The 14943-nt window shown below is 74.1% G+C and carries 15 protein-coding genes; 11 read left to right on the forward strand and 4 right to left on the reverse strand.

Going from position 1 to position 14943, the window contains the following annotated elements:
• Positions 1-47: 47 nt before the first annotated feature.
• Together OIM89_RS27990 and cobF are read right to left on the reverse strand one after the other, a co-directional pair.
• Positions 48-1394, reverse strand: coding sequence for an MBL fold metallo-hydrolase (locus tag OIM89_RS27990; RefSeq protein ID WP_047467675.1), 1347 nt, complete (start codon positions 1392-1394; stop codon positions 48-50).
• Between the two features lie 170 nt (positions 1395-1564).
• The gene (gene cobF / locus OIM89_RS27995) at positions 1565-2332 is read right to left on the reverse strand and encodes a precorrin-6A synthase (deacetylating) (protein WP_030695325.1); all 768 of its coding nucleotides are present in this window, start codon (positions 2330-2332) and stop codon (positions 1565-1567) included.
• 363 nt (positions 2333-2695) lie between these two features.
• Here cobF and OIM89_RS28000 point away from each other — a divergent pair, with 363 nt between their 5' ends.
• The 5 genes from OIM89_RS28000 (at position 2696) to OIM89_RS28020 (ending at position 7148) form a co-directional block, all read left to right on the forward strand.
• Positions 2696-3898, forward strand: coding sequence for a PP2C family protein-serine/threonine phosphatase (locus OIM89_RS28000; RefSeq protein ID WP_030695326.1), 1203 nt, complete (start codon positions 2696-2698; stop codon positions 3896-3898).
• The gene (locus OIM89_RS28005; RefSeq protein ID WP_030695327.1) at positions 3895-5526 is read left to right on the forward strand and encodes a sensor histidine kinase; all 1632 of its coding nucleotides are present in this window, start codon (positions 3895-3897) and stop codon (positions 5524-5526) included. The genes OIM89_RS28000 and OIM89_RS28005 overlap by 4 nt, the downstream gene beginning before the upstream one ends.
• Positions 5523-5966 (forward strand): response regulator, encoded by a 444-nt coding sequence (locus OIM89_RS28010; RefSeq protein ID WP_003946767.1) that lies wholly within the window; start codon positions 5523-5525, stop codon positions 5964-5966. The genes OIM89_RS28005 and OIM89_RS28010 overlap by 4 nt, the downstream gene beginning before the upstream one ends.
• Positions 5967-6088: 122 nt before the next feature.
• On the forward strand, positions 6089-6556 hold the full coding sequence (locus OIM89_RS28015) for an ATP-binding protein (protein WP_030695328.1): 468 nt from the start codon (positions 6089-6091) through the stop codon (positions 6554-6556).
• 202 nt (positions 6557-6758) lie between these two features.
• On the forward strand, positions 6759-7148 hold the full coding sequence (locus OIM89_RS28020; RefSeq protein ID WP_030695329.1) for an STAS domain-containing protein: 390 nt from the start codon (positions 6759-6761) through the stop codon (positions 7146-7148).
• A 40-nt stretch (positions 7149-7188) separates the two neighbouring features.
• Here the strand turns inward: OIM89_RS28020 and OIM89_RS28025 are convergent, their stop codons facing one another.
• Positions 7189-8109, reverse strand: a complete 921-nt coding sequence (locus tag OIM89_RS28025; RefSeq protein ID WP_195731313.1) for an AEC family transporter — start codon at positions 8107-8109, stop codon at positions 7189-7191.
• Between the two features lie 165 nt (positions 8110-8274).
• Between OIM89_RS28025 and OIM89_RS28030 the strand changes: the two genes are divergently transcribed.
• Together OIM89_RS28030 and OIM89_RS28035 are read left to right on the forward strand one after the other, a co-directional pair.
• Positions 8275-9117 (forward strand): aldo/keto reductase, encoded by an 843-nt coding sequence (locus OIM89_RS28030; RefSeq protein ID WP_030695331.1) that lies wholly within the window; start codon positions 8275-8277, stop codon positions 9115-9117.
• An 82-nt stretch (positions 9118-9199) separates the two neighbouring features.
• A complete protein-coding gene (locus OIM89_RS28035; RefSeq protein WP_264491710.1) occupies positions 9200-9970 on the forward strand; it encodes a sulfite exporter TauE/SafE family protein in 771 nt (256 codons plus the stop codon).
• Between the two features lie 14 nt (positions 9971-9984).
• Here the strand turns inward: OIM89_RS28035 and OIM89_RS28040 are convergent, their stop codons facing one another.
• Complete coding sequence (locus OIM89_RS28040; protein ID WP_217467680.1) at positions 9985-10899, reverse strand: RNA polymerase sigma-70 factor; 915 nt, start codon at positions 10897-10899, stop codon at positions 9985-9987.
• A gap of 185 nt (positions 10900-11084) precedes the next feature.
• On the opposite strand from OIM89_RS28040, the gene OIM89_RS28045 reads away from it, so the two are divergent.
• The 4 genes from OIM89_RS28045 to OIM89_RS28060 all read left to right on the forward strand — a co-directional run bounded on the left by OIM89_RS28045 (position 11085) and on the right by OIM89_RS28060 (position 14668).
• Positions 11085-11570 (forward strand): carboxymuconolactone decarboxylase family protein, encoded by a 486-nt coding sequence (locus tag OIM89_RS28045; RefSeq protein WP_047139775.1) that lies wholly within the window; start codon positions 11085-11087, stop codon positions 11568-11570.
• A gap of 92 nt (positions 11571-11662) precedes the next feature.
• A complete protein-coding gene (locus OIM89_RS28050) occupies positions 11663-13546 on the forward strand; it encodes an ABC transporter ATP-binding protein (RefSeq protein WP_047467670.1) in 1884 nt (627 codons plus the stop codon).
• Positions 13547-13620: 74 nt separating this feature from the next.
• The gene (locus OIM89_RS28055) at positions 13621-13986 is read left to right on the forward strand and encodes a GNAT family N-acetyltransferase (protein ID WP_030695335.1); all 366 of its coding nucleotides are present in this window, start codon (positions 13621-13623) and stop codon (positions 13984-13986) included.
• Positions 13987-14011: 25 nt separating this feature from the next.
• Positions 14012-14668, forward strand: coding sequence for an aspartate/glutamate racemase family protein (locus OIM89_RS28060; protein WP_264491711.1), 657 nt, complete (start codon positions 14012-14014; stop codon positions 14666-14668).
• Positions 14669-14943: the final 275 nt, after the last annotated feature.

Raw genomic sequence — 14943 nt, forward strand, 5'->3', positions numbered from 1 at the left:
GGTGGTTCCGTTCGTGCGGCGGTGCGGTCGTGGCGTACGGGGCGGGCTCAGGTGACGGTGAGCCCGGCGGCCTCGGCGTGGTCGAGGGAGTCGTCGACGGCGACCACCTCGTGGCCCGCCGCGTCCAGCAGGGAGGCGGCGACGGCGGCGCGCATGCCGCCGGCGCAGTGCACCCAGACGGGTCCCTCGGGGAGTTCGTCCAGGCGTCCGGCGAGGGTGTGGAGCGGGATGTGCAGGGAGCCCTCGATCCGGCGCCCGGCGCGTTCGCTGTCGCGGCGTACGTCCAGGACGGCGGCGGGGCGCTCCCCGGCCAGCTCGGCGAAGGTGGCGCGCCGGAAGGAGGCGGGCGCGGTGCCCGGCGGGAGCCAGTCGGCGGGGCCGCCGGTCGCCGCGGCGGCGGGGCGGTCGATGCCGACCCGGACCAGTTCGCGCTGGGCCTCGGCGAGCTGGGCGGGGCTCTCGGCGAGCAGGGTGACGGGCTTGCCCCAGGGGATGAGCCAGGCCAGGTAGGTGGCGAGCTGCCCGTCGGCCTCGAAGTTGTAGGTGCCGGGCACGTGCCCCTCGGCGAAGGCCACCCGGTGGCGCAGGTCCACCACCCATTCGCCGGCGGCGAGGCGGTCGGCGAGCGTGGCCGGGTCGGCGGTGGCCGGCGGGGTCAGGTCGACCGGGGCGGGGCCCGTGCTGTTCACCGGGCCCATGTGGGCGTAGTAGGCCGGGACGTCGTCGAGGGCGGCCAGCAGCTCCGCGACGAAGGTGTCGGCGTCCTTGACCAGCGCCTCGTTGGCGCTCCGCTCCTGGCCGACGGTGCTGGTCTCGCCGTCCGCCTGCGCCGAGGAGCAGAAGCTGCCGAAGCCGTGGGTCGGCAGGACGGCCGTCGCGTCCGGGAGCGTGTCGGCGAGGCGGTGGGCGGAGGCGTGCTGGGCGCGGGCCAGCTCCTCGGTGAGGCGGGGCTCCACGAGGTCGGGGCGGCCGACGGTGCCGATCAGCAGCGAGCCGCCGGTGAAGGCGGCCACCGGCGCGCCCGCCTCGTGCAGGACGTACGCCGTGTGGTGCGGGGTGTGGCCGGGGGTGGCCACGGCGTGCAGGGTGAGGTCCTGGTCGACGTCGGCGCTGTCGCCGTCGTGGACCGGGGTGCGGGGGAAGGCGACCCGGGCGGCGGCCGGGACGAGGTACTCGGCGCCGGTGACCCGGGCCAGTTCCAGCCCGCCGGAGACGTAGTCGTTGTGGACGTGGGTCTCCACCACCAGGGCGATGCGCACACCCCGGCGCGCGGCGGCGGCGATGACCTGGTCGATGTCGCGTGGGGGGTCCACGGCGACGGCGGTGGTGGCGCCGCCCGCCAGGTAGTGGCGGTTGCCCAGACCGGGTATCGCGATCGTCTCGACGAAGAACACGCTGCTCACTCCTTGCTCTGCGGCTCATTACCCCCCGGGGTATCCAGTTTCACCGTAACAGATGCCCCCGGGGGTATATGGGCCAGCCATTCCCGTGCGCGGAACGGCCGTCCGGCCCCGCCCGGGTGCGGGCGGGGCCGGACGGCCTGGGCGCGGGGCGGGCGGCGTACTCAGCCCCGCCGCAGGAGGTAGGTGTCCATGATCCAGCCCTTGCGCTCACGCGCCTCGGCGCGCAGCTCCGAGATACGGTCGGCGACCTCGCTCAGCCGGCCCGAGACCAGGATCTCGTCGGGCGTCCCCACGTAGGCGCCCCAGTGGATGACCGGGTCCTCGCCCAGGTGGTGGCGGTACGCCTGCTGGGCGTCGAGCATCACCACCAGGTCGTCCACCCCCTCCGGCCACCCCTGCGCCAGCCGCCGCCCGGTGGTGAACTGCACCGGGCGGGCCACCCGGTTGAGCCCGGTGCGGTGCCGCGCCAGGAGCGCCGAGACGCTGCTGATGCCGGGGATCACCTCGTGGTCGAAGGCCACCCGGCCACGCTGGAGGATCTCCTCCAGGATGCCGAGGGTGGAGTCGTACAGCGCCGGGTCGCCCCAGACCAGGAAGGCGCCCGTGCCGTCCTCGGGCAGCTCGTCGGTGATCATCCGCTCGTAGACGTCGGCCCGGCGGCTGCGCCAGTCCTCGACCGCCTCGGTGTACGCGGCGGTGCCCGCGCCGCGGTCCCGGTCGCGGTCCGGGTCCCTGGCCTCCACCAGCCGGTACGGGCGGTCCCCGGCGTGCTCCGCCAGGATCTCGTGGCGCAGCCGCAGCAGGTCCGCCTTCTCCTCGCCCTTGTCGAGCAGGAAGAACACGTCCACCCGCCGCATCGCCTTCACCGCCTGAAGGGTCAGCTGATCCGGATCTCCCGATCCCATACCGATGACATAGATGTTGCGCACCCGGCCGAGTCTGCCCTACCGCCCCCGGCGCCCGGCCGTCAGCCCCCGCGGGCCCGCGGGCGACAGTCCGGTGCGCGCTCCCCGCGGTGATCGCCTTGACCGGATCGCGCCCCTGCGGACCGGCCCGTGGGCCGCTTGCCCCGGTATGACCGAGTGAGCCCGGACACAGTGCGCCGCGCACGCCCCCTGCCACGGCCGGATGTGCCCGCCCCGGGCCCCGTTCGGGGGCGTACGCCCCAGCCCTTGTCGCATATGCTTCCGGCCGGTGGCGCCGCACGCGCGAGTCACAGGTGAGTGAGGGGGTGGAGCGCAGCCGTGCTGCTCCCGCAGGTGATGCCGCCTCCTCCGAGGACGGCAGGAACGATGAATCCACTGAACGGCACCGGACCCGTGGGCGGCTCCCTCAGAGCCGTCGACGCCGTACTGCTTCTCGTCGAGGACGACCCCGGCGACGCGCTCCTGCTGGAGGAGACGCTCGCCGACAGCGACCTCGACGCCGAACTGGTCAGCGTTCGCACCCTCGCCGAGGCCCAGAGCTACCTCTCCGGCTGCGACCGCCTGGTCTGCGTCCTGCTCGACCTGCACCTCCCGGACGTGCACGGCCTCGACTCGGTCACCCGCATCGTGCACTCCGCCCCCGACGCCGCCATCGTCGTGCTGACCGGCCTCGCCGAGTCCGAGGCGGGGCTCGCCGCCGTCGCCACCGGCGCCCAGGACTACCTCGGCAAGGGCCACCTCGACCCCGAGACCCTCAGCCGCGCCGTCCGCTACGCCCTCCAGCGCAAGCAGGTCGAACGCGCCTCCGCGGCCCTGCGCGCCAACGAGCGGATAGCCCAGGAGAACGCCCGGCTCGAACGCGGCCTGCTGCCCGTCCCGCTGCTGCACGGCGAGGACTTCGGCGCGGCCGCGCGGTACGAGCCCGGCCGCGCCCACGGCCTGCTCAGCGGCGACTTCTACGACGTGGTGCAGACCGCCGACGGCGCCGTCCACGCGGTCATCGGCGACGTCTCGGGCCACGGCGCGGCCGAGGCGGCGCTCGGCGTCTGCCTGCGCGTCGCCTGGCGCACCGCCGTGCTGTGCGGCACCGAGCAGCTGGAGAAGGTCCGGCTGCTGGAGGAGATCCTGGTCGCCGAACGCTCCGACCCGCACGTCTTCGCCACCGTCACCCTCCTCGTCTTCCCGCCCGACCGCCGCTCGGTCCGGGTGGTGCGCGCGGGCCACCCCGGCATGCTGATCCGCTCCGGCGCCACCGTCCGCCAGGTGGAGACGCCCGGCGGCATGGCCCTCGGACTGCTGCCCGGCCGGGGCGAGTGGCCGCAGGAGGAGGTGGAGCTGCCGGAGGGCGGCCATGTCGTCCTCTTCACCGACGGCCTCTTCGAGGGCCGCACCGGCCCCGACACCCGCCTCGGCGAGGAGGGCCTGCTGGAGCTGGCCCTGCGCAACGCGGACCTGGAGCCCGCCGCCTTCGTGGACGCCCTCGTCGACGGGGCGAGCGAGGGTGCCGCCCCCTTCGGGGGCCTCGCCGATGACGTCGCCGTTCTGCACCTCGGATGGGGGAAGTCGTGAGCCAGGCCCGCAAGACCTTCCAGGAGCGCCTCTCCGTCCAGGGCTGGGTCCGCCTGGTCCTGGCGGCGATGGTCGTCGTCGTCCTCGGCTGCACCGCGGTCGCCGGCACGCTGCTCTTCCGTACCAACGACCGGACCAACGAACTGGTCGACCGCATCCAGCCGGCCCGCTCCATCGCCTTCCAGCTCCAGAAGTCGCTGCTGGACCAGGAGACCGGGGTCCGGGGGTACGTCCTCACCGGCGACACCTCCTTCCTCACCCCCTACGAGGAGGGCCGCGAGGGCGAGCGCGACCACATCGCCCGCATCGAGCGGTACATCGGCGGCGACGCCCGCTTCGCCGAGGACGTGGAGCGCATCGAGAAGGCGGCCGACGAGTGGCGCCGCGAGCAGGCCGAGCCGCTGATCGCCGCCGTCCGCGAGGGCGGTCCGCAGGCCGCCACCGCCGTCGACGTCACCGAGAGCAAGCTCCAGTTCGACTACATCAGGGACCTCTTCGAGGCCCAGCAGAGCCACCTGGAGGAGGCCCGCGCCGCCACCCGGGCCGAGCTGAACGACGCCCGCTCGGTCCGCGACATCGTGCTCGTCGTGGTCCTGGTCGTCTTCGTCCTCGCCGTGGTCGTCCTCGCGCTGCTCCTGCACCGCATGGTCGGCCGGCCCCTGGAGAGCCTGGCGGTCGCCTCCGAACGCGTCCGCGAGGGTGACTTCGAGCGCCGCATCGAGGTGGGCGGCCCCTCCGACCTCCGGGCCGTCGGCACCGCCGTCGAGTCGATGCGCCGCCGCCTGGTCGAGGAACTGGTCGCGGCCCGGACCCGCGAGACCCTGCTCACCGGCCAGGCCGACGAGCTGCGCCGCTCCAACGCCGAGCTGGAGCAGTTCGCCTACGTCGCCTCGCACGACCTCCAGGAGCCGCTGCGCAAGGTCGCCTCCTTCTGCCAGCTGCTGGAGAAGCGGTACAGGGCCGAACTGGACGACCGCGGACGCCAGTACATCGACTTCGCGGTCGACGGCGCCAAGCGGATGCAGGTCCTCATCAACGACCTGCTCACCTTCTCCCGCGTCGGCCGGGTCGGTGACGCCTGGCAGCAGACCTCCCTCGACGCCGCCCTCGACCGGGCGCTGGGCAACCTCGAGCTGGCCGTCGAGGAGAGCGGCGCCGTCGTCGTCCGCGACACCCCCCTGCCGGAGGTCAGCGGCGACCCCACCACCCTCGCCATGCTCTGGCAGAACCTCCTCGGCAACGCCCTGAAGTTCCGCCGCCCCGACGTGCCGGCCCGGATCGAGGTGGACTGCGTCCGCGAGGCCGACGACACCTGGCACCTGTCGGTCACCGACAACGGCATCGGGATCGCCCCGGAGTTCTCCGAGAAGGTCTTCGTGATCTTCCAGCGGCTGCACGCCAAGGACGCCTACGGCGGTACCGGCATCGGCCTCGCCCTCTGCCGCAAGATCGTCGAGTTCCACGGCGGCCGGATCTGGCTGGAGCCGGTCACCGGCTCCGGCGAGGACGGCGACGCCGGTGAGGTGCGGGGCACCCGCGTCCACTTCACCCTGCCCGCCGCCGTCACCGGCTCGCGGTCGGACCTGCTCACCCCTGCCACCACCAGCCTCCCGGGAGACGGACAGTGACCACCCCCGCCCAGCCCATCGAAGTCCTGCTCGTCGAGGACGACCCCGGCGACGAGCTGATGACCCGCGAGGCGTTCGAGGACAACAAGATCCGCAACACCCTCCACGTCGTCCGGGACGGAGAGGAGGCCCTCGACTTCCTCTACCGGCGCGGCGCCTACCCCGACGCCCCCCGCCCCGACCTGATCCTGCTCGACCTCAACCTGCCCAAGTACGACGGCAGGCAGGTCCTCGCGCAGATCAAGGCGGACGCGGAGCTCGCCCTCATCCCGGTCGTGGTGCTCACCACCTCGTCCGCCGAGGAGGACATCCTGCGCAGCTACAAGCTGCACGCCAACGCCTACGTGACCAAGCCCGTCGACCTGGACCAGTTCATCGCGGCGGTCAAGCAGATCGACGACTTCTTCGTCACGGTGGTACGGCTCCCGGGCCGCTCCTGACCTGGGACTTCCGCCGCGTGACACCTTTCACGGCGGAAGGAGACATACCCGGGGAATCACGGGGCACAAGGGATTCGAGGAGAACCCACAGAGCTTCTCACCGGGTGCACTGGCAGGAGCAGATGAACGAACAGGTCACCATGGACACGGGCTTTCCCTTCACCGCGGCGGACTCCGTCGAACCGCTGCGGCAGTCAGTGGAGTTCGACGGCGAACCGGGCTGCATAGCGCGAGCCCGCGAGGTCGCGAGCCGCTTCCTCCAGCAGCTCCAGGCCGAGTGGCTGGCCGCCCCACGGCCCCGGCTCGCCGACGACCTGCTGCTGGTGGTCAGTGAGCTGGTCACCAACGCCGAGCGGCACAGCCACGGTCCGTACGTCCTGGAGCTGGAGGGCACCGACAGTCAGCTGTCGGTCACCGTCTACGACAGCAGTTCGGCCCTGCCGCGCTGGTACGAGCCGGACCCGACGCGCCTCGGCGGCCACGGGCTGGAGATCGTCCGGGCCGTCGCCGACCGCGTCATCGCCGAACGGGTGCCGGTCGGCAAGCGCGTCACCGCCGCCTTCGCCCTGACTCCCCAGGCCGCCTGCTGACCTGACCTCCGGCGGCCCGGCCATGCCGGCGGGGGTTCTCCGGGGGAAGTGTGAAGAAACGGGGGAAGTCGCTTGTTGTCAAAGCCTGACGCTCGCTCATATCGTGTGGCCTCGCGCCGCGGCCCGTGGCCGTGGTGCGTACGGCTCCGGGGCGCATCGTCCACGACCACCGGCCTCCCGCCGGTTGATCAGAGAGGTTGTCGTGTCCTCAGCCCAGCCGTCCCCCCGTCCCGCTGACCGTTCGCTCCAGATCCGGCAGCGCCCCGAAGGCGGAGGCATCGTCGTCCAGCTCGGCGGCGATCTCGACCTGGAGAACATCACCCCCCTGGGCCCCGCCCTCTCCGACGCCGCCGCCACCGTCTCCGGCCCCGTCGTGGTGGACCTCTCCGGGGTCGGCTTCGCCGACTCCAGCACCGTCAACGTCTTCCTCCAGGCGTACGGCGCGATCGGGCCCCGGCTGCGGTTCGCCGCGCTCTCCCCCTTCGTCGAGCGGCTCTTCGGGCTCATCGGTCTCCAGAGCGCCCTGCCGGTGCACGAGACGGTCGCCGAGGCGCTCGCGGCCCCGCTGCCCGAGGGCGAGGAGGCCCGCTGAGGACGACGGCCCGGCCGGGGACCTGTGGCCCCGGCCGCCCTCAGCCCAGCAGCACCGCGACCGTCACCAGCGCCGGCACCGCCAGCACCGTGGAGAGCAGCACCGCCTCGCGGGCCAGCCGGACGCCGGTGTCGTAGCGCGAGGCGTAGGTGAAGAGGTTCTGCGCGGCCGGCAGGGCGCTCGTGACCACCACGGTCAGCAGCGCCGGGCCGGTCAGCCCGAAGACCCCCGCGCCCACCGCCCACGCCGCCACCGGCTGGCCCACCGTCTTCAGCCCGACCGCCAGCAGCACCTGCCCCCGCTCCGGCCCCCGGGCCGGCGGGGTGGCGCCCCGCAGCGAGATCCCGAAGGCCAGCAGCACCGCCGGGACCGCCATCGCGCCCAGCAGCTCCACCGGGTCGAGCAGGGGAGCGGGCACCCGCACCCCGGCGGCCGCCACCGCCACCCCCGCCAGCGAACCGAGCACCACCGGATTGCGCAGCGGCGCCGTGACCACCGCCAGCGGCGAGGCGCGCGCCCCCGGCCGGGAGAGGTCGATGACGGTGAGCGCCAGCGGCGAGACGATCAGCAGCTGGAAGAGGAGGACCGGCGCGATCAGGGTGGCGTCGCCGAGCACGTAGACCGCGATCGGGATGCCGAGGTTCCCGGCGTTGACGTACCCCGCGCACAGGGCGCCGATCGTGGTCGGCCCGGTACCCCAATGGCGTAGCGCGCCCACCGCGATGTAGACGCCTGCCACCAGCAGCGTCGAGGCGGCGGTGACCAGCAGGCCCGGGGAGGCCAGCGCGCCGAGGTCGGCGTCGGCGAGGGTGGTGAAGAGCAGGGCGGGGGAGGCCACGTGGAAGGCGAGCCGGGTCAGCACGGGGCCGCCCTGCTCCCCGAGGACGCGGGCGCGTCCTGCAAGGTAACCGGCGGCGATGAGGGCCCCGATGACCGCGAAGCCTTCCAGCACCCCGGTCATCGCGGGCCCCCGGGGCCGGATATGTCCGAGGGGTCGCCGCTCACCGGCTGGTCAGGATCGTGTCGCACATGACCCGCACCCTAAGGATCATGGAAGTCGCGGGCAAACCTGTCTCACGCCCGCCGCCACGGCCCGCCCGACCCCGACCCGAGGAGTCCCGACGCCATGACCGGACCGATCCCGCCCCTCGCCCCGACCGTCCGGCTGCGCCACGGCGCGGAGATGCCCCGCCTCGGCTTCGGCACCTACCCGCTCGACGACACCGAGGCCGAGCACGCCGTCGCCACCGCCATCGAGAACGGCTACCGCCTCATCGACACCGCCGCGCTCTACGGCAACGAGATCGGCGTCGGCCGAGGGCTGCGCGGCGGCGGCGTCGCCCGCGACGAGCTCTTCGTCACCAGCAAGCTCACCAAGGAGCAGCAGGGCACCGGCACCCGCCGTGCCGTCGAGGAGAGCTGCGCCCGCCTGGGCACCGACCACCTCGACCTGTACCTCATCCACTGGCCCGACCCCGCCCAGGACGCCTACGTGGAGACCTTCCGGACCCTGGCCGACCTGATGGGGGAGGGGACGCTGAAGGCGGTCGGCGTCTCCAACTTCAAGCCGCACCACCTGGACCGGATCATCGAGACCACCGGGGTGGTGCCCGACGTCAACCAGATCCAGCTGAGTCCGTACCACACGCGCGACGGCGTCCGGGCCCACCACGAGAAGCTCGGCATCGTCACCGAGGCGTGGAGCCCGCTCGGCCGCGACGGGACCGTCTTCGCCGAGGAGCCGGTGCGGCGGGCCGCCGAGCGGCACGGGCGCACCCCCGCCCAGATCGTGCTGCGCTGGCACGTCCAGCAGGGCATCGTGCCGGTGCCCAAGTCCGGCCACTCCGAGCGGATGCGGGAGAACCTGGACGTCTTCGGCTTCGAGCTGTCCGGGGCCGAACTCGACGAGATCTCCGGGCTCGACCGGGGCGAGGCCTCCGCCGACGACTCGGACGCCGTCGCGCACTGAGCCGGCCGCACGGCGGGCCGGGCACGGCCCCCCGGGGCTGCCGGACGGTCGCCTGACACCCCGGCATAGGATCGGCCTCCGCATGGACACGATCACTCCCGGGGCGTTCGCCCTGCTCGCCGCGGCCGCGCTGCTCGTGGGCTTCTCCAAGACCTCCGTCAGCGGCGCCAACACCATCAGCCTCGCCGTCTTCGCCGCGGTCCTGCCCGCCAAGGAGTCCACCGGCGTCCTCTTGCCCCTGCTCATCGTCGGCGACATCTGCGCGGTCCTCGTCTACCGTCGGCACGCCCACTGGCCGACGCTCTGGCGCCTCTTCCCGGCCGTCGCCGCCGGGGTGCTGGCCGGCACCGCCTTCCTGGCCCTCGCCGACGACGGGGCGGTCCGCACCTCGATCGGCGCGATCCTGCTGGCGATGTCCGCCATGACGTACTGGCGCCGCCGGAAGGCCGCCCGCGCGCCGGCCGGGACGGACGAGGAGCCCGGGACCGGCCGGGGCGGCCGCCTGAAGGCCCGTGGCTACGGCGTCCTCGGCGGCTTCACCACCATGGTCGCCAACGCGGGCGGCCCGGTGATGTCGCTCTACCTGCTCTCCGCGGGCTTCCGGAAGCTGGGGTTCCTGGGCACGTCCGCCTGGTTCTTCCTCATCGTCAACACCTCCAAGGTGCCCTTCAGCGTCGGCCTCGGGCTCATCGACGGGCCCTCCCTGCTGCTCGACGCCGTCCTGGTCCTCTTCGTCGTCCCCGGCGCCCTGCTGGGGCGGGCCCTCGCCCACCGGATCAACCAGAGCCTCTTCGGCCAGCTGGTCCTCGCGGCCACGGTCGTCGGCGGGGTCCAGCTCCTCCTGCTGGGCTGACGGTCCGCGCCCGCTCAGCGGGAGAGGGCGGCGGCGCGCTTCATGCCGGTCAGCTTCTCGGGGTTGCGCACGGCGTAGATCCCGGTGACGAGGCCCTCGTCCAGGCGGAGCGCCACGACGGTGTCCAGTTCCCCGCCGAGGCTGAGGACCAGCGCCGGGTGGCCGTTGACCTGCGTGGGCCGCAGCGAGTCCGCGCCGATGCCGGGGACCTTGCCCACCCCGGACACCAGCAGCCGCGCCACCTTGTCGGCGCCCACGACCGGCCGGGGCGCCGCCTGCTTCACGCCGCCGCCGTCGCCGAGCATGACCACGTCCGGCGCCAGGATGTCGACGAGCCCCTGGAGGTCACCGGTCAGCGTCGCCCTGCGGAACGCCTCCAGCGCCCGCCGGGTCTCGGCCGGCGAGGCGGCGGAGCGCGGGCGCCGCGCCGCGACGTGCGCCCGGGCCCGGTGGGCGATCTGGCGGACCGCGGCCTGGCTCTTGCCGACCGCCTCGGCGATCTCCGCGTACTCGACCGCGAAGACCTCGCGCAGCACGAAGACCGCGCGCTCGGTCGGCGCCAGCGTCTCCAGCACCAGCAGCATCGCCATCGAGAGGCTGTCGGCCAGCTCCACGTCCTCGGCCACGTCGGGTGCGGTGAGCAGGGGTTCGGGCAGCCAGGGGCCGACGTAGGACTCCTTGCGGCGGCCGAGCGTCCGCAGCCGGGTCAGCGCCTGCCGGGTGGTGATCCGCACCAGGTACGCGCGCCGTTCGCGGACCTCGGCGAGGTCGACGCCCGACCAGCGCAGCCAGGTCTCCTGGAGCACGTCCTCCGCGTCGGCCGCCGAGCCGAGCAGCTCGTAGGCGACGGTGAAGAGCAGGTTCCGGTGGGCGACGAACGCCTCCGTCGCCGCGTCCGCCCCGGTCCGCCCGCCGTGCTCGGTCTCCATCGCCCGCTCCTGCCCGTCCTGGTCGCTCGCTTCGGTCCTCATGCGCACAGGACGCCGCAGGGCGCCGCGTTGTGACACCGCATCACGGTGGCGCTCGTCACGTGCCAGCCCTGTCACGGCGGGCGGGGCGGCCGGCGTCTTGTGACTGTTCCGCACCACCACCGGCAACACGTGAGGACACCACCATGAATGCCCGCTTCCCCCTGTTCGAGAACGCACTCTCCACCCGGTTCGCCAAGCGGTTCTTCGGCGCCGCCCAGGTGATCCTCCAGTCCCCGTTGCCCCACTCGACCCAGGAACTGGTGTCGCTGCGGGCCAGCCAGATCAACGGCTGCGGCCACTGCGTCGACATGCACACCAAGGAGGCGACCGCCGCCGGGGAGAGCGCCACCCGGCTCCACCTGGTCGCCACCTGGCGCGAGTCCACCGTCTTCACCGAGGCCGAGCGGGCCGCCCTCGCCCTCGCCGAGGAGGGCACCCGGCTCGCCGACGCCCACCAGGGCGTCTCGGACGCCACCTGGGAGCAGGTCCGCGCCCACTACGACGACGACCAGATCGCCGCCCTGGTCTGCCAGGTCGCGGTGATCAACGCCGCCAACCGGCTCGCCGTGATCGTGCGCCAGCCCGGCGGCTCGTACGAGGCCGGCATGCTGGCGGCCGCCGACCTCTGACCGCCCCAGCCGGAGCGCGACCCGGCCGGAGGAACCCCCTCCGGCCGGGCGCCCTTGACCTCGACTTAAGTCGAGGTCCTAGCTTCACCCCCATGAGCATGGAGACCACGGCATGGACGCAGCTCTACAGCGTCCTCCACGCCGAACAGGACCGCCGCCCCCTCGCCCGCGCCACCGTGCGCCGCATCGCCGCCTTCGCCCGACCGCACCGCGTCCGCATCGGCTGGTTCGTGGTGCTCAGCGTCGCCACCGCACTGCTCGCCGTCGCCACCCCCGTCCTCGCCGGACAGGTCGTCAACGCCTTCGTCTCCGGCTCCGACCCCTCCCTCGTCACCCGGCTCGCCCTGCTCATCGCCGGCATCGCCGTCGCCGAGGCCGGACTCGGCATGGTCGCCCGGGGCCTCAGCGCCCGCCTCGGCGAAGGGCTCATCCTCGACCTGCGGACCGCCGTCTTCGACCACGTCCAGCGGATGCCGGTCGCCTTCTTCACCCGGACCCGCACCGGGGCCCTGGTCAGCCGCCTCAACAACGACGTCATCGGCGCCCAGCGCGCCTTCAGCGACACCCTCGCCGGCATCGTCTCCAACGTCGCCACGCTGGTCCTCGCCTTCGTCGTCATGATCGGCCTCTCCTGGCAGGTCACCCTGCTCGCCCTCGTCCTGCTCCCGGTCTTCGTCCTCCCGGCCCGCCGCACAGGGCGCCGCATGGCCGCCCTGCGCCGCGAGGCCGCCGAGCACAACTCCGCCATGAGCACCCGGATGACCGAGCGGTTCTCCGCCCCCGGCGCCACCCTCGTCAAGCTCTTCGGCCGGCCCGCGGACGAGTCCGCCGAGTTCGCCGGACGGGCCCGCCGCGTCCGCGACATCGGCGTGCGCACCGCGATGGCCGAGTACACCTTCATCACCGCCCTGACCCTGGTCTCGGCCCTCGCCCTGGCCCTCGTCTACGGCCTCGGCGGCCGGCTCGCCCTGAGCGGGGCCCTGGAACCGGGCGCCGTCGTCTCCCTCGCCCTGCTGCTGACCCGCCTGTACGCGCCGCTGACCGCCCTCGCCGGTGCCCGCCTGGAGGTGATGACCGCCCTGGTCAGCTTCGAGAGGGTCTTCGAGGTCCTCGACCTGAAGCCGCTCATCGCCGCACCGGAGCACCCCCGGGCGCTGCCCGACGGGCCCCTCGACGTCGCCTTCGAGGACGTGGTCTTCGCCTACCCGTCCGCCGACAAGGTCTCCCTCGCCTCCCTGGAGGAGGTCGCCGCCCTCGACGGCCGCGAGGGCACCGAGGTCCTGCACGGCGTCAGTTTCCGCGCCGAGCCCGGCCAGACCGTCGCCCTGGTCGGCTCCTCCGGCGCCGGCAAGTCCACCATCGCCGCCCTGCTGCCCCGCCTCTACGACACCGACGCGGGCACCGTGCGGATCGGTGGCAGGGATGTCCGCGACCTCGACGCGGACACCCTGCGCGACGCCCTCGGCATGGTCACCCAGGACGGCCACCTCTTCCACGAGTCGGTCCGCGCCAACCTCCTCCTCGCCCGCCCCGCCGCCACCGAGGAGGACCTCTGGGACGCGCTGCGCCGCGCCCGCCTCGACGGCCTCGTCGCCTCGCTGCCGGACGGCCTCGACACCGTCGTCGGCGAACGCGGCTACCGGCTCTCCGGCGGCGAGCGCCAGCGCATGACCATCGCCCGGCTGCTGCTGGCCCGCCCGCGCGTCGTCATCCTCGACGAGGCCACCGCCCACCTCGACAACACCTCGGAGGCCGCCGTCCAGGAAGCCCTCGCCGAAGCCCTCGACGGACGGACCGCCCTGGTCATCGCCCACCGCCTCTCCACCGTCCGCACCGCCGACCGCATCCTCGTCGTGGAGGACGGCCGCATCGTCGAACAGGGCACCCACACCGCCCTGCTGGCCCGCCAGGGCCGGTACGCGGAGCTGTACCGCACCCAGTTCGCCCCCGCCGAGGCCGGGGACCCCGTCGGCTGACCGCGCACATGCCGCCCGGCCGCCCGGAACGTACGGTGGCGACCGGAATGCCGGACCGGCCAAGGAGCGAGGAAATGAGCGAGTCCCCGGGTGAGCGTCCCGTCCCCGAGCTGATCGACGACCGGACGGCGGGGATGCTCCGCGCCGTCGCCGAGGACGAGGTCGTCGGGCACATCCAGTACCTCGTCCTGGAGGCGCCCGAGGCGGCCCTGGCCCCGGTCCACACCATCGTGGACCCGGGCCACGAGGGCCACGGCATTGCCTCCGCCCTCGCCGCCGAGTTCTACGCCACGGCCGACCGCGAGGGCCTCGCCGTGGCCCCCCTCTGCCCCTACGTCGCCCAATGGGCCCAGCGCCACCCCGCCCAGGCGGCGCCCGCCTCCGAGGAACTGCTGGAGGCGGCCCGCGTCAAGGTGGCCGAGGACCCCTCGCTCTGGTGAACGGCCCGGACCGTACGATCGGCGGATGCTCGCCCTGCTGCACACCTCGCCCGTGCACGTCCCGGTCTTCGACGCCCTGCGGGACCGGCAACGGCCCGGCCTGACGCTGCGCCACACCGTCGCCCCGGAACTCCTCGACCGGGCCCGCCGCGACGGGCCCGGCACCGTCGCCGCCGAGATCGCCGAGGTGGTGCGGCGGGCGGCCGACGAGGGGGCCGGGGCCGTCCTGTGCACCTGCTCCACCCTGGGCGCCGTCACCGAGACGGTGCCCGCGCCCGTCCCGGTGCTGCGGATCGACCGGCCGATGGCCGAGGCGGCGGTCGCCCGCGCCGGGGACGGGCGGATCACCGTGGCCGCCGCCCTCGCCTCCACCCTCGGCCCCACCGCCGACCTGGTCACCGAGGCCGCCCGCCGCGCCGGCCACCGCCCCCGGATCACCCCCCTCCTGGTCCCGGGCGCCTGGGACCTCTTCGAGGCCGGCGACACGGACGGCTACCACCGGGCCGTGGCCGCCGCCCTCTCCCCGCTCACGGGCACCGACGCCGTGGTGCTCGCCCAGGCGTCCATGGCACCGGCCCGCGCCCTGCTCCCCGCGGAACCGCCGGTCTTCGCCAGCCCCGGCCCCGGGTTCGCGGCCGCCGCGCTGGCCGCCACCGGTGAGGCCGGTCCCCCGAACGGATGAGTGGGCGCGCGCGTGCCGGGTAGCCGTGGGAGACATCAGGAGCCGGAACCTTCCGGCGCCGCCCGTCCACGCCCGCTCCGGGCGCAGGCCGTACGGCGGGGCACCCCCGCCCGGCCGCCCCGGCTGGAGGACACGATGACCCACCCGTACCCCGACCCCGTCCCCCCGGCGCCGCCGAGCCCCGGGCCCGTCCCGCCGGGGCCCGACCGGCCCGACCCGGTGCCCGGGCCCAAGCCCGGACCGCGTCCCCCTGGGCCCGGCAGCCCCGATCCGGT

The sequence above is a fragment of the Streptomyces sp. BI87 genome, from assembly GCF_025957665.1.
Classification (GTDB): domain Bacteria; phylum Actinomycetota; class Actinomycetes; order Streptomycetales; family Streptomycetaceae; genus Streptomyces; species Streptomyces albidoflavus.

Excerpts from the sequence above, each read along its gene's own strand:
- OIM89_RS28000 (WP_030695326.1), top strand. The coding sequence starts at position 2,696 with ATGAATCCACTGAACGGCACCGGACCCGTGGGCGGCTCCCTCAGAGCC.
- OIM89_RS28015 (WP_030695328.1), top strand. The coding sequence starts at position 6,089 with ATGAACGAACAGGTCACCATGGACACGGGCTTTCCCTTCACCGCGGCG.
- OIM89_RS28025 (WP_195731313.1), bottom strand. The coding sequence starts at position 8,109 with ATGACCGGGGTGCTGGAAGGCTTCGCGGTCATCGGGGCCCTCATCGCC.
- OIM89_RS28030 (WP_030695331.1), top strand. The coding sequence starts at position 8,275 with ATGACCGGACCGATCCCGCCCCTCGCCCCGACCGTCCGGCTGCGCCAC.
- OIM89_RS28035 (WP_264491710.1), top strand. The coding sequence starts at position 9,200 with ATGGACACGATCACTCCCGGGGCGTTCGCCCTGCTCGCCGCGGCCGCG.
- OIM89_RS28040 (WP_217467680.1), bottom strand. The coding sequence starts at position 10,899 with ATGGAGACCGAGCACGGCGGGCGGACCGGGGCGGACGCGGCGACGGAG.
- OIM89_RS28045 (WP_047139775.1), top strand. The coding sequence starts at position 11,085 with ATGAATGCCCGCTTCCCCCTGTTCGAGAACGCACTCTCCACCCGGTTC.
- OIM89_RS28050 (WP_047467670.1), top strand. The coding sequence starts at position 11,663 with ATGAGCATGGAGACCACGGCATGGACGCAGCTCTACAGCGTCCTCCAC.
- OIM89_RS28055 (WP_030695335.1), top strand. The coding sequence starts at position 13,621 with ATGAGCGAGTCCCCGGGTGAGCGTCCCGTCCCCGAGCTGATCGACGAC.
- OIM89_RS28060 (WP_264491711.1), top strand. The coding sequence starts at position 14,012 with ATGCTCGCCCTGCTGCACACCTCGCCCGTGCACGTCCCGGTCTTCGAC.